At 68.8% G+C, this 13,232-nt stretch carries 12 protein-coding genes; 8 read left to right on the plus strand and 4 right to left on the minus strand.

Features of this window, described 5'->3' with window-relative positions:
• Positions 1-30: 30 nt before the first annotated feature.
• Both LRK53_RS07140 and trxA read right to left on the minus strand, forming a co-directional pair.
• Positions 31-1,053 (minus strand): IS110 family RNA-guided transposase, encoded by a 1,023-nt coding sequence (locus LRK53_RS07140; RefSeq protein WP_081666535.1) that lies wholly within the window; start codon positions 1,051-1,053, stop codon positions 31-33.
• Positions 1,054-1,378: 325 nt separating this feature from the next.
• Positions 1,379-2,245, minus strand: a complete 867-nt coding sequence (gene trxA / locus LRK53_RS07145) for a thioredoxin (RefSeq protein WP_027493540.1) — start codon at positions 2,243-2,245, stop codon at positions 1,379-1,381.
• A 123-nt stretch (positions 2,246-2,368) separates the two neighbouring features.
• On the opposite strand from trxA, the gene LRK53_RS07150 reads away from it, so the two are divergent.
• From LRK53_RS07150 to nadD, 8 genes are all read left to right on the plus strand, one after another.
• Positions 2,369-2,986: a paraquat-inducible protein A gene (locus tag LRK53_RS07150; RefSeq protein ID WP_027493541.1), complete on the plus strand. Its 618-nt coding sequence runs from the start codon at positions 2,369-2,371 to the stop codon at positions 2,984-2,986.
• Positions 2,983-3,636 carry a paraquat-inducible protein A gene (locus tag LRK53_RS07155; RefSeq protein WP_027493542.1) on the plus strand — a complete coding sequence of 218 codons (654 nt, stop codon included), beginning with the start codon at positions 2,983-2,985 and terminating at the stop codon, positions 3,634-3,636. The genes LRK53_RS07150 and LRK53_RS07155 overlap by 4 nt, the downstream gene beginning before the upstream one ends.
• Positions 3,629-5,329 carry a PqiB family protein gene (locus LRK53_RS07160; protein WP_027493543.1) on the plus strand — a complete coding sequence of 567 codons (1,701 nt, stop codon included), beginning with the start codon at positions 3,629-3,631 and terminating at the stop codon, positions 5,327-5,329. Before LRK53_RS07155 ends, LRK53_RS07160 begins: the two co-directional genes overlap by 8 nt.
• On the plus strand, positions 5,326-5,952 hold the full coding sequence (locus LRK53_RS07165) for a PqiC family protein (RefSeq protein ID WP_027493544.1): 627 nt from the start codon (positions 5,326-5,328) through the stop codon (positions 5,950-5,952). The genes LRK53_RS07160 and LRK53_RS07165 overlap by 4 nt, the downstream gene beginning before the upstream one ends.
• Before the next feature lie 92 nt (positions 5,953-6,044).
• Positions 6,045-8,867, plus strand: coding sequence for a leucine--tRNA ligase (leuS, locus tag LRK53_RS07170; protein WP_235642590.1), 2,823 nt, complete (start codon positions 6,045-6,047; stop codon positions 8,865-8,867).
• Positions 8,868-8,872: 5 nt separating this feature from the next.
• A complete protein-coding gene (locus LRK53_RS07175; protein ID WP_027493545.1) occupies positions 8,873-9,421 on the plus strand; it encodes an LPS-assembly lipoprotein LptE in 549 nt (182 codons plus the stop codon).
• Complete coding sequence (holA, locus tag LRK53_RS07180) at positions 9,421-10,431, plus strand: DNA polymerase III subunit delta (protein ID WP_027493546.1); 1,011 nt, start codon at positions 9,421-9,423, stop codon at positions 10,429-10,431. The genes LRK53_RS07175 and holA overlap by 1 nt, the downstream gene beginning before the upstream one ends.
• A 57-nt stretch (positions 10,432-10,488) precedes the next feature.
• A complete protein-coding gene (nadD, locus tag LRK53_RS07185; protein WP_027493547.1) occupies positions 10,489-11,145 on the plus strand; it encodes a nicotinate-nucleotide adenylyltransferase in 657 nt (218 codons plus the stop codon).
• A 157-nt stretch (positions 11,146-11,302) separates the two neighbouring features.
• Here nadD and LRK53_RS07190 read toward each other — a convergent pair whose 3' ends face one another.
• Complete coding sequence (locus tag LRK53_RS07190; protein WP_027493548.1) at positions 11,303-12,871, minus strand: PepSY-associated TM helix domain-containing protein; 1,569 nt, start codon at positions 12,869-12,871, stop codon at positions 11,303-11,305.
• A 10-nt stretch (positions 12,872-12,881) separates the two neighbouring features.
• Positions 12,882-13,145: a hypothetical protein gene (locus LRK53_RS07195; protein WP_027493549.1), complete on the minus strand. Its 264-nt coding sequence runs from the start codon at positions 13,143-13,145 to the stop codon at positions 12,882-12,884.
• Between the last annotated feature and the right edge of the window lie 87 nt (positions 13,146-13,232).

Here is a 13,232-nt window from a genome sequence, read left to right on the forward strand (position 1 = left end):
CGACACGTGTAGATACCGTCTCGTTCCGCGTTATGCAAGCGAGCATCCAGGTGATGCGTGCGCAGAGGCAACGAGGCGGTGTCTGGGGTAGTCAGGATCAAACAGCGAGTTGGTATGGATGACGCCCCAGACTAGGTGCAGGAGCTTCCGCATGGCGGCACACACGGTCACGATGGGGAGCTTCCCGCGTGCGAGCAACCGTTCGCAGAAGGCACGAACCACGGGGTTGTGGTTCTTGGCGCAGATGGCGGGAAAGTAGAGTTTGGCGCGCAAGCCGGGGGCACCGGTTTTGGAGATCCGGACCTGTCCCTTGAGCGTGCCCGACTCGCGCCGTGCCGGGTTGAGGCCGGCGAAGGCGACCAGCTTGCCCGGCGCGTCGAAGCGTCGCAGGTCGCCCAGTGCGGCGAGCAGGGAGGCCGACGTGGTCTTGGCGATGCCGGGGATGGACGTCATCAACGCCGCGTCGTAGCGCAGCTGGGGATCCTTGTCGATGTGATTGTTGATGCGCTGCTCCAGCGCCTTGATCTGCTTGCGCAGTTCCTTGAGCGACGCTTCCACCGAGTCGCGTACGGCGTCATTGGCGACGTCGAGTCGGTTCGCTTCCATCCGCTCCATGCCCTTGAGATCGTCCAGCCGTTCGACCAGCGCGCGCAAGGTGCGCTGGGCCGCTGTCGGCGGCATCCACGGCGCCATCGGATGGGTGCCGGCCTGCTGACTGGTGGCGAACTGCGCAATGAGCTTGGCGTCTGTGCGGTCGGTCTTGGTTCGCGTCAGCTGGCTCTTGCCGAAGTACTTTACTTGCGCCGGATTGGCCACGTAGACCGTCTTGCCTTGCTGTACCAGGAAGATGGCCAGTGCCTCGTGATAGATCCCCGTCGCTTCCATGCACACCGCCGCTTCCGGCGCGTGCTTGTCCAACCAGGTCATCAACTCCTGGAAGCCTTCTTCACGATTGGCCACCTTGGCGCGTGTCTGGAATTTGCCCGGCTTGGCCAGACCAACGGCCACATCAAACGTGGCCTTGGCCACATCCACTCCCACAACGTTTGTCATCGCCTTACCTCGCATGGTTTGTTCCGATCACCATGCTCATCCGGCTGATCCTTAGGTGTGCAGGCTCACGCCAGTGGCGGGCCGAGGGTACCGTTCAAACTTCTGGATGAGCGAAATCGGAACCGGGGTGTGCATCTACGTCACGGGCTCGAAGCCAAAGGAGCGCATCGGCATCACCCGGTTCCCCCGATGATCAGTCGGGAATGCTCGACCCTGACAGGTCGGACATCAAGACCTAAGGAGCGCACCCTGTGCGCGATGCTTTTCGTCACGTGACGAAGAGCATCGCGCACAGGGTGCGCTCCTACAGGGTTCGTCGGGACGATCAGAACAGCAGCGACGCCATCCGCCGCCGGTAGCGGCTGACCAACTCGGCGTCGTCGAGCGTGGCGAAGGCGGCGAGCAGGCGTTTCTTCGCCTGGCCGTCGTTCCAGTCGCGGGCTTGCTGCAGGATGGCGAGGAATTGTTCCAGGCCGGCTTCGGTGTCGCCTTGCAACAGCAGCTGCACGCCGAGCTGGTCGCGGGTGGCCCAGTCGGCGGGGTCGGTTTGCACGCGCTGCTGCAGTTCGGCGATGCCCGGCGCGTCCCGCGCCGCGTGGGCCAGCTCCAGTTCGTTGCGCAGGCGCACGGCGCGGGCGTCGGTGGCGAGGTTCGCCGGCAGCGCGGCCAGCTCGACCGCGGCGGCGGCGACGTTGCCGGCGTGCATCAGCGCCAGCGCCAGGTCGAGTTTCAGTTCGGGCCGATTCGGCTCGCCGGCGATCGCCTGCTGCAGCCGGTTGATCGCTTGCTCGGGTGTTTCCGACACGGCCACTTCTTCGGCGGCGGGCGCGGGCGCCTCCAGCGGTTGCACGTGGCGCGACAGGAATTCGCGCAGCTGGCCTTCGGGCAGCGCGCCGGTGAAGCCGTCGAGCACCTGACCGTCCTTCACCAGCACCACGGTGGGAATGCTGCGGATGCCGAACATGCCGGCCAGTTCCTTCTGCGCGTCCACGTCGACCTTGCCCAGCCGGAACGCGCCATTGTATTCGGCGGCGAGTTTTTCCAGCATCGGGCCGAGTGTCTTGCACGGTCCGCACCAGCTGGCCCAGAAGTCCACCAGCACCGGCGTGGTCAGCGAGGCCTGCAGCACGTCGGCTTCGAAGGTCTGCTGGTCCACGTCGAAGACATGGGAAACAGTGGCGGCATCGGTCACGGGAAACTCCAGCTCGGCAGGTGCCGGTTCAGATCGGGGCGCCACCGAGCATATCAAGCGGCGCGTTCACGATAGATTTGCGAGAATCACCCGATCGTCACGTCGCAACAAGGCATCGGGTGCATGGGCACGGCATCGCCAACCACGCTGTTGATCTGCGAGCACTGCGACACGGTCTACCGCCGGCGCCCGCTGGGGCGCGGCGAGGTGGCAACCTGCGCGCGCTGCCAGGCGGAGCTGGAGCGCCACCACGGGCTGGGCGTGAATGCGCTGCTGGCGCTGATCCTCACCGCGCTGATCGTGTTCGTGCAGGCGAACATGTGGCCGATCGTGACGCTGGGCCTCAGCGGCCAGCTCAGCGGCACCACGCTGTGGGGCGTGATCATCGCGATGTGGCGTGAGCAGGCCCAGGTGGTCTCGGTGCTGGTGGCCGCCACGCTGTTCTTCTTCCCGCTGATGAAGATGGCCATGCTGGGCTGGCTGCTGTGGTTCGCCCGGGCCGGGCGCCGTGCGCCGGGCTTCGTGCGGCTGATGGTGGCGCTGCACTACCTCGGACCGTGGACGATGAGCGAGGTGTTCGTGCTGGGCGCGCTGGTGGCGATCGTCAAGGCGCACGCCTATTTCGACGTGATACCCGCCCCGGGCATTTACGCCTACGCGGCGCTGACCCTGCTGATCACCATTCTCGCCGGGGTAGACCTGCGCCAGCTGTGGGACGACGTGCCGGAGCGTGCCGCGTGAGCGCACTGCCGCGCGCCGCCGAGCTGGGCCTGATCGCCTGCGCGGTGTGCGGGCAGGTGTGCCGCGCCGTGCCCGGCGACCCGCGGCTGGACGGCGACAGCGTGGGCGACGCGATGGCCTGCCCGCGCTGCGGCAGTACCCTGCGCCGGCGCAAGCCGCAAAGCTATGCGCGCACCTGGGCGCTGCTGATCGCCGCGTTCATCATGTACATCCCGGCGAACGTGCTGCCGATCATGCGCACCGCCAGCCTCAACGACATCGACGACAACACCATCATCAGCGGCGTGGTGGAGCTGTGGGTGAAGGGCTCGCCGGACCTGGCGATCATCGTGTTCACCGCCAGCATCGTGGTGCCGATGCTGAAGTTCCTCGCGCTGGGCACCTTGCTGGTGAGCAGCTGGCGCGGCAGCGGCTGGGCGCGGGTGCAACGTGCAAAACTCTATCGGCTGGTCGAGCTGATCGGCTACTGGTCGATGCTGGATGTGTTCGTGGTGGCTTTGCTGACGGCGCTGGTGCGTTTCAGCGTGCTGAGCCTGGTGGAGCCGCTGCCCGGTGTGATCTTCTTCGGCCTAACCGTGGTGCTGACCATGCTGGCCGCGATGAGTTTCGACCCCCGCCTGATCTGGGATGGCAAGGATACCGATGACTGACGACAACTCCATCGAACGGGCCGCGCCGGGTGACGGCGAGCTGCCGCAACCGATGGTGAGGCGGCGCCGCGTCAATGCCTCGCTGATCTGGCTGGTGCCGGCGCTGGCGGCGCTGGTCGGCCTGTCGCTGGTGATCAACAACTGGCTGCAGGCCGGCCCGCAGATCACCATCAGCTTCCAGAGCGCCGAGGGTCTGGATGCCGGCAAGACCCCGGTGAAGTACAAGAACGTGGTGATCGGGCGGGTCAACAAGATCCACCTGAGCGGCGACCGCAGCCATGTGCTGGTCAACGTGGCGCTGGAGAAGAGCGCCGAGGGCTTCGCCACCCGGGACACCCGGTTCTGGGTGGTGCGCCCGCGGATCGGGCTGGGCGGCGTGTCCGGCATCGACACCCTGCTGTCGGGCGCGTTCATCGGCGCCGACGTGGGCGATTCGACAGAGTACGAGGACGACTTCAAGGGGCTGGAGCTGCCGCCGTCGGTGAACCACGGTGCGCCAGGGCGCAGCTTCACCCTGCACAGCGACGATCTCGGTTCGCTCGACATCGGCTCGCCGGTGTACTACCGGCGGATCCAGGTGGGCCGGGTGGCGTCCTACGAGCTGGACAAGGACGGCAAGGGCGTCTTGCTGCACATCTTCGTCGACGGCCCGAACGACAAGTTCGTCACCCGTTCCGCGCGCTTCTGGAACGCCAGCGGCGTGGACGTGTCGATCGGCGCGAACGGGCTGAAGCTCAACACGCAATCACTGGCCACCGTGCTGGCCGGCGGCGTGGCGTTCCAGGACCCGCCCGGGCCGCACGACAGCACGCCGGCGCCAGAAGACAACGCGTACCAGCTGTTCGGCGACCAGACCACGGCGATGGCGCCGCCGGACGGTGCGCCGCACTACATCCGCATGCGCTTCGAGCAGTCGGTGCGCGGGCTGGCGGTGGATGCGCCGGTGGAGTTCCTCGGCATCAACATCGGCAAGGTGGCGTCGGTGCGGCTGGACTACGACGAGAAGACGCAGCGCTTCCCGGTGCTGGTCGGCGCGGTGGTCTATCCGCAGCGCCTGGGCGCCGCCTACGACAAGCTGGAGGCGCTGGCCAAGGCGCATGGGGAGAACCCCGACCTGTCGCAGCTGATGGGCCACCTGGTCGAACACGGCCTGCGCGCGCAGGCGCGTACCGGCAACCTGCTCACCGGCCAGCTGTATGTGGCGCTGGATTTCATCCCGAAGACGCCGAAGGTGGCGTTCGACCCGGCCGCGAAACCGCTGACCATCCCGACCGTGACGGGCAGCTTCGACAAGCTGCAGGAGCAGATGGCCGGGATCGTCGACAAGCTCGACAAGGTGCCGTTCGACAGCATCGGGCAGAACCTGGACCAGACCCTGGTGGGGCTCAACCGCACGCTGAAGCAGGTCAACGGCCAGACCCTGCCAGCGCTCAGCGACACCCTGCACGGCGTGCAGCGGACCATGGGCACGGCGAACGAGACGCTGGCCGGCGACTCGCCGCTGCAGCAGAACCTGGGCGCCACGCTGGAGCAGCTGCAGCGCATGGCGCGCTCGCTGCGCGTGTTGACCGATTACCTGGGCGGCCATCCGGAGGCGCTGGTCCGCGGCCGTCAAGCGGATCCGAAGCCGGCCGAGCCGAAACCCGTCACCACGCCCGCGGCGCTGTCGCCGGCGCAAGGGAGCAAGCCATGATGCGTAGCGCAAGATATCTGCCGGGCGTGGCGGCGGCCCTGCTGCTGGCGGCCTGCGCCTCGGCGCCGTTGCACTACTACACGCTCGTTGCGCCGGCGGACGAGTCTGCCGGCAGCCGGGTAGCGCCGGTGGCGGCCGCGCCAGCGCTGCCGTTCGAACTGCTGCCAGTCGGCGTGCCGGCCCAGGTCGACCAGCCGCAACTGGTGGTGCGCGAGGGCGACCAGGGCGTGGCCCTGCTCGGCAGCGAGCGCTGGATCGCGCCGCTCGGCGACGAGGTGCGCAGCGCGCTGTCCGCCGACCTGGCGCGCGAGCTGCACAGTGCGGACGTCAGCGGTCTGCCCGGCAACGACAGGCCGCTGCTGCGGATCAAGCTGGACCTGCGCCGGTTCGATTCCGCGCCCGGCAGCTACGCCCTGGTCGAGGCCGCCTGGAGCGTGCGCCTGCTGCATGGCGAGCGGCCCGTCACGCTGGCCTGCACCAGCCGGGTCGGCGAGACGGTGGGCCCGGGCTACGCCGCGTTGGTGCAGGGCCACCAGCGCGCGATCGCCCGGCTGGCGGCGCAGATCGCCGGCGTGGCGCGCACGCTTGGCGGCGGTCGGGCCGCGGTCTGCCCGAGCGGCTGAAGGCCCGCCAGCTTGGCGCCCGGCCTGCGCTGGGCTAGTCTGACCAGTTCACTCCGCCGGCCCGCGCCGGCCCGCACCACGGCAACGGAACCATGCAGGACATTCAAACCCCGACCACCCCCGACCAGGATGAAGCCGCCTATCGCCCGCAGGCGGTGGAAGCCGCCGCGCAGCGCTACTGGAACGCGCAGCGCGCCTACGCGGTGAAGGAGGACGCGTCGCGGCCGAAGTTCTACTGCCTCTCCATGCTGCCGTACCCGTCCGGCGCGCTGCACATGGGCCACGTGCGCAACTACACCATCGGCGACGTGATCAGCCGCTACCAGCGCATGCAGGGCAAGAACGTGCTGCAGCCGATGGGCTGGGACGCGTTCGGCCTGCCGGCGGAGAACGCCGCGATCAAGAACGCCACCGCACCGGCGAAGTGGACCTACGCCAACATCGAGCACATGCGCAGCCAGCTGAAGTCGCTGGGCTACGCGATCGACTGGAGCCGCGAGTTCGCCACCTGCCGCCCGGAGTACTACCGCTGGGAACAGCTGATGTTCACCCGGCTGCTGAAGAAGGGCCTGGCGTACCGCAAGAACGCGGTGGTGAACTGGGACCCGGTCGACCACACCGTGCTGGCCAACGAGCAGGTGGTCGACGGCCGCGGCTGGCGCTCCGGCGCGGTGGTCGAGAAGCGCGAGATCCCGCAGTGGTTCCTGAAGATCACCGACTACGCGCAGGAGCTGCTGGACGGCCTGGACACGCTGCCGGGCTGGCCCGACGCGGTGAAGACCATGCAGCGCAACTGGCTGGGCCGCAGCGAGGGTCTGGAGATCCACTTCGCGGTGGAAGGCGAGGCCGCGCCGCTGACCGTGTTCACCACCCGCCCCGACACCCTGATGGGCGTCACCTTCGTCTCCATCGCCGGCGAGCATCCGCTGGCGCACAAGGCGGCGCACGGCAACCCGCAGCTGGCCGCGTTCCTTGACGAGCTGAAGCACGGCGGCGTCTCCGAGGCGGAACTGGAAACCCAGGACAAGCGCGGCATGGCCACCGGCCTGTACGCGATCCACCCGCTCAGCGGCGAGCGCGTGCCGGTGTGGGTGGCCAACTTCGTGCTGATGGGCTACGGCACCGGCGCGGTGATGGCGGTGCCCGGCCACGACGAGCGCGACTTCGCGTTCGCGCACAAGTACGGCCTGCCGATCAGGCAGGTGATCGCCCTGCAGCCATCCCTTCCCCCTTTGGGAGAAGGTGCCCCATCCTTGATCAAGGATGGGGCGGATGCGGGTACGGGCGGAGCGCGCGGCAACGCCGAACCCTCACCCCCGGCCCCTCTCCCGGTGGGAGAGGGGAGTGGCTACGACCCGGATGTCTGGCACGACTGGTATTCGGACAAGGCGCACCCCGGCATGGTGGTGGTGAACTCCGGGGCGATGGACGGCAAGGACTACCGCGCCGCCTTCGACTACATCGCCGGCGTGCTCGAGGCCGATGGCAAGGGACGGCGCCGGGTCAACTGGCGTCTGCGTGACTGGGGCGTCAGCCGCCAGCGCTACTGGGGCTGCCCGATCCCGGTGATCTACTGTTCCGCCTGCGGCGCGGTGCCGGTGCCGGAAGATCAGCTGCCGGTGGTGCTGCCCGAGGACGTGGCGTTCAGCGGCGTGCAGTCGCCGATCAAGGCCGACCCCGAGTGGCGCAAGACCACCTGCCCGCAGTGCGGTGGCCCGGCCGAGCGCGAGACCGACACCTTCGACACCTTCATGGAGTCGAGCTGGTACTACGCGCGCTACACCAGCCCCGGCGCGAATGCGCAGATCGACGAACGCGCGAACTACTGGCTGCCGGTCGACCAGTACATCGGCGGCATCGAACACGCGATCATGCACCTGCTGTACTTCCGCTTCTATCACAAGCTGCTGCGCGACGCGGGCATGGTGCACTCGGACGAACCGGCGCGGAACCTCTTGTGCCAGGGCATGGTGATCGCCGAGACGTTCTACCGCGACCACGCCGACGGCTCGAAGGACTGGATCAATCCGGCCGCGGTCGAGGTGCTGCGCGACGACAAGGGACGCGTGGTCGGCGCGGTGCTGAAGGCCGACGGCCAGAGCGTGCACATCGGCGGCACCGAGAAGATGTCGAAGTCGAAGAACAACGGCATCGACCCGCAGACCATGGTGGACAGGTACGGCGCCGACACCGTGCGGCTGTTCTCGATGTTCGCCGCGCCGCCGGAGCAGTCGCTGGAATGGAGCGAGGCCGGCGTCGAGGGCATGGCGCGCTTCCTCAAGCGGCTGTGGCGCGAGGTGACTACGCACGCGGCGGGACCCGATCACAAAGCCGTGGCCGCAGCCCACCCCGCTTCCCTTCCCCTGCAGGCAGGGGAAGGTGCCGCAGGCGTCATCGACCCCGCCGCACTGGACGCGGGCCAGAAGGCGCTGCGCCGCCAGCTGCACGAGACGATCCAGAAGGTCAGTGACGACTTCGGCCGCCGGCACGCGTTCAACACCGCGATCGCCGCGCTGATGGAACTCTTGAACGCGCTGGGCCGGTTCAACGACCAGAGCGAGCAGGGCCGCGCCGTGCGCCACGAGGCGCTGGAGGCGATGGTGCTGCTGCTCAACCCCGTCGTGCCGCACGTCAGCCACGCGTTGTGGCAGGTGCTGGGCCACGCCGAGACCGTGCTGGAGGATCAGCCTTGGCCGCAGGTCGACGCCGCCGCGCTAGTGCGCGACACGCTGACCCTGGCGGTGCAGGTCAACGGCAAGTTGCGCGCTACCATCGAGGTCGCCGCCAGCGCCTCGAAGGACGAGGCCGAAGCGCTGGCCCGCGCGCAGCCGCAGGTGGCGCACTTCCTGGAAGGCGTGACGGTGCGCAAGGTCATCGTGGTACCCGGCAAGATCGTCAACATCGTCGCAGGATGAAACCCATGAGCTTCATGAAGGCGCACCGCCTGTTCCAGGTCTCGCTGCTGCTGGCCGCAACGCTCGTACTGGGCGGCTGCGGCTTCCACCTGCGCGAGAACGCCACCCTGCCGTCCCGGATGCAGCGGGTGCACCTTGCCGTCAACGGCGGCGGCGAGTTCGAGCGCCACCTGGCCCGCGCGCTGCAGACCTCCGGCGCCACCATCGAGGATGCCGGCGGCCCCGGCATTGCCGAACTGCGCGTGCCGGTGGCGGCTTTCAGCACCGAGACGCTGAGCGCCGGCGGCTACGTGCGCATCACCGAATACGCGGTGCACTACCAGGTGCAGTTCGACGTATTCGATGGCGCCGGGCAGGAACTGGTGCCGCGGCAGCGCATCGATATGTCGCGCAACTACAGCTACGACGCCAGCAACACCGTCGGCAACACATCGCAGGTGGAGGAGATCCAGCGCAGCCTCAACGACGACATGGTGCAGGCGATCCTGTTCCGCCTGCAGGCCGTCGGCAAACATGAGCTGGCCGCACCGGCAAGCGCCGCCAGCACGCACTGATGCCGCTCAGTCCCGGCCAATGGCAGAAGGCGCTGGCGGCGGACAGCCTGCAGCCGGTCTACCTGCTCGCCGGCGAGCAACTGCTGGTGCTGGAAGCCGCCGATGCGCTGCGCGCGCAGGCGCGCAAGCTGGGCTACAGCGAGCGTGAAGTGCTCGAGGTCGGCCAGCATTTCGATTGGAACGACCTGGCCCGTGCGGCGGCCGGCATGTCGCTGTTCGCCACCCGCCGGCTGCTCGACCTGCGCCTGCCCACCGGCCGCCCCGGCATCGACGGCGCCAAGGCGATCGGCGCGTTCTGCGCCGATCCGCCGCCGGACGTCACCTTGCTGATCACCGCGATGGAGTGGAGCAACAAGCACGACGGTGCCTGGAGCAAGAAGCTCGACGCCAGCGGTGCGATGGTGGTGTTCAACTCGCCGCGACCGGACCAGTGGGGGGCGTGGCTCGGCGCGCGGCTCGCCTCGCGCGGACTCACCGCCACGCCCGACGCGGTGGCGCTGCTGGCCGAGCGCGTCGAAGGCAACCTGCTGGCCGCGGCGCAGGAGGTCGACAAGCTCGCCGTGCTGCACGGCGAGGGTCGCGTCGATGCCGCCGAGATGGAGAACCTGGTCGCCGACAGCGCCCGCTACGACGTGTTCAAGCTGACCGATGCCGCCTTTGCCGGCGACGGCGCGCGTGCGCTGCGCATCCTCGCCGGGCTGCGTTCCGAGGGCGACGAACTGCTGGCGCTGATGGGCTGGCTGGTCAACCAACTGCAGCTGGCGTTGCGCCTGGCCAATGCGCCGGACTTCGCCGCGCAGGCCAAGGCCGAGCACCTGTGGGACAGCCGCGCGCAGCAGTTCCGCCAGGCCCTGCGCCGTGCGCCGCGCGAGCACTGGCTGCAATGCCTGGCCCGCGCCGCGCGCATCGACCGCATGGTCAAGGGCCGCGAACAGGGCAACCCGTGGCAGGAAGCCGAACGGCTGGTCGCCGCCATCGCCGAACCGCGCGCCACCCGCGCGCTCGCCTGATCGCCTGATCGCTCCCTCCCCTGCGCAGCAGGGGAGGGCTGGGGAGGGGTAAAGCTCTTGCCACACACCGCAAACAAACCACTCGCCATCTTCGGCGGCACCTTCGACCCGGTGCATCTCGGCCACCTCAGCGTGGCATGGGAAGCCGCCGAACTGCTCGATGCCGAGGTGCGCCTGCTGCCGGCCAGCGTGCCGCCGCACCGCGCGCCACCGATCGCTACGGCAGCGCAGCGGGTGGCGATCCTGTGCGCCGCCTTGCGCGGCCAGTCGCGGCTCACGCTCGACACCCGCGAGCTGGATCGCAGCGGGCCATCGTTCACCATCGACACCTTGCACGAACTGCGCGCGGAGCAGGGCGAACGCCCGCTGGTGCTGCTGCTCGGCGCGGACGCGTTTGCCGGCCTTGCCACGTGGCATCGCTGGCACGAGCTGTTCGGCGCGGCGCATCTCGGCGTGCTGAGCCGGCCCGGGGTTTCCGCGGTACTGCCGGACGAGCTGGAGCGCGAAGTGGCCGACCGGCGCGTCGCCGACGCTTCCGCGTTGCGGGCGTTGCCGGCGGGCAAGCTCATCGAGCTGGCGGTGACGCCGCTGGAAATCTCCGCCACGCGCGTCCGCGAACTGCTCGCCGCCGGGCGTGACCCGCGCTACCTGCTGCCGGCGGGGCTGTTCGACGATCCCGCCCTGTTGGCGCCCTATCGCACCCCTGCCGTGTAGGAGCCCGCGTCTTCCCCGAAAGCAGGGACGACCTTACGCTTGTCGCCCTTGATGACCAACGTACAAGGAGCGCGCTCGCGGGCGATGCTCTGCTTTCGCGAATCCCGAATCACCAATCCCGAATCCCGGCCCCAAAGCATCGCCTGCCAGCGGGCTCCTACGGCTGAGGGGCGGAAATGGCCCACACGCTGTTCGTCGCCCCGTCGCGGCCACGGCGGGAGGTGGCGCGTGCCAGTGCGGCAAACCCGGCAGCCAGCGCCAGTGCGCCAAGGTCGATGGCCAGCAGCGCGCCATGCCCGACCGCGGCGCTGCGCCAGAACCACCAGCCGGTGGCGAGGCCATGCGCCAACGGCACCAGCGCGGTGACGATCGCGGCCAGCCACAGCAGTTCCCGCGCCGCGCGCAGCGGTGCGCGCCACGACGCCCACAGCACGCACAGCGCCCAGCTGGCGAAGCAGACCCAGCGTTCGCCCGTTGCCGAGTTCCAGCCCAGCCACGGCAGCAGCTGTGCTGCCACGAAGGCGGCCGAGACGGCCACGCACACGCCGATGCAGATGCCCACGGTGGCGCGGGCCATCGCCAGCGAGGTGCGGCCCTGTTCCGTTTGCCGCCGCTTGCGCCGCGACTCGATCCACAGCAGGTTGCCCGAGTAGAACAGGAACGCGCCGCCCAGCCCGAGCAGAAAGTACAGCCACTGCACGACGACATTGCCGTAGTCGCCGAAATGCAGCGCGTACACCGCGGCCAGGGTGGCGTGGTTGGCGTCGCGCGCGCCGGGCAACTGGGTGGCGAGCATGCTGCCGTCGACGGCAGCGAGCGCCACCGCGCCGCTGCCCAGTCCATGCGACGAACGGCCGGTGACCTCGACCACCGCATGCGCATCGCCGGCATGCGCCAGCTTGAGGTAACCCGGCTCGAAATCGGCGACGCCGTGTTCGCGCGCGACTTCGATCGAGCGCGCATGCCAGCTCGCCAGTGGCGACAGGGGCCTGGCGATATCGGCTTTCTGCACAATCGGTGCGGTATCCATCGCTGCGGGCGACGCGGCCATCAGCTTGCTGTCGTAGATCAGCGGGTTCAGCGCGAGCATCAGCACGAACAGCAGGCACAGCAGTGCGCCGGTAACCGCGAACATGATGTGGAACGGCAGGCTGAGCACGCCGATCACGTTGTGCGCGTCCTGCCAGAAGCGCTTGAGGTTGCGTCCGGGGCGCAGCGCGAACAGGTCCTTGGCCAGTCGCGGCAGGTGGATCACGAAGCCGGACACCAGGGCGACGCCGTACAGCAGGCTGACCAGTCCCATCAGCCAGGTACCGACGAGAGGAAGCCCCAAGGTGTAGTGCAGTTCGTTGATGAGTTCGGGCAGGCTGGCGCCCGGTGGTGTCGGGCTGCCGGCCAGGTGATCCGGCGTGGCGAATTGCCAGGTGCCGTGCGCGTCCAGCCAGTACGCGGTGGGCTGCGCCAGTTCGTAGCCGGGGAAAGTCATGCCCAGGTGTTCGCGCGCTTGCGGGTGGCGCGCCAGCACACCGTCGAGCAGGCGCTGCGCGTCGTCGAGCGTGGCCGGGGCGGCGTCGACGGCCTGCGGCGTCGACCACTGCTGCAGGCCACGATGGAACACCGTGATCGCCCCGGCGTAGAACGCCACGAACAGCGCGAAGCCGGCAACCATGCCCATCCATGAGTGCAGCGTGGTGAAGGTGCGCAGGGTGGCGGGTTTCAGCTTCATGCGGACGATCTCAACGGACCCAGCCGGACCGCTGCAACAGCCACAGCAGGCCCAGCGCGGACAACGCCAGCGCGCTCAGCCCGGCCCACGCGCGAGCGCCGCTGGAGAAGCGGAACGCGACGCAGAACACGCCGATCCACAGCGGAAAGAACGCCAGCAGACCGGCCACCATGGTGGATTCCCACGCACCGGGCAGCAGCCAGCTGACCATGCCGACCAGCGCGGCGGCAAGGAAGAAGCCGGGCACGATGCCGGCGCTGGCGCGTGCCCACATCAGCGTGACTCCGGCAGATCGACGCTTCCGTAGGAACCCGCTGGCGGGCGATGCCCTTGCCCTGGATTTCCGAAGCGAAGAGCATCG

Origin of the sequence: Rhodanobacter thiooxydans (genome assembly GCF_021545845.1) — a bacterium.
Lineage (GTDB): Bacteria > Pseudomonadota > Gammaproteobacteria > Xanthomonadales > Rhodanobacteraceae > Rhodanobacter.

Excerpts from the sequence above, each read along its gene's own strand:
- LRK53_RS07140 (WP_081666535.1), bottom strand. The coding sequence starts at position 1,053 with ATGACAAACGTTGTGGGAGTGGATGTGGCCAAGGCCACGTTTGATGTG.
- LRK53_RS07150 (WP_027493541.1), top strand. The coding sequence starts at position 2,369 with ATGGGCACGGCATCGCCAACCACGCTGTTGATCTGCGAGCACTGCGAC.
- LRK53_RS07160 (WP_027493543.1), top strand. The coding sequence starts at position 3,629 with ATGACTGACGACAACTCCATCGAACGGGCCGCGCCGGGTGACGGCGAG.
- LRK53_RS07165 (WP_027493544.1), top strand. The coding sequence starts at position 5,326 with ATGATGCGTAGCGCAAGATATCTGCCGGGCGTGGCGGCGGCCCTGCTG.
- leuS (WP_235642590.1), top strand. The coding sequence starts at position 6,045 with ATGCAGGACATTCAAACCCCGACCACCCCCGACCAGGATGAAGCCGCC.
- LRK53_RS07175 (WP_027493545.1), top strand. The coding sequence starts at position 8,873 with ATGAGCTTCATGAAGGCGCACCGCCTGTTCCAGGTCTCGCTGCTGCTG.
- holA (WP_027493546.1), top strand. The coding sequence starts at position 9,421 with ATGCCGCTCAGTCCCGGCCAATGGCAGAAGGCGCTGGCGGCGGACAGC.
- LRK53_RS07190 (WP_027493548.1), bottom strand. The coding sequence starts at position 12,871 with ATGAAGCTGAAACCCGCCACCCTGCGCACCTTCACCACGCTGCACTCA.
- LRK53_RS07195 (WP_027493549.1), bottom strand. The coding sequence starts at position 13,145 with ATGTGGGCACGCGCCAGCGCCGGCATCGTGCCCGGCTTCTTCCTTGCC.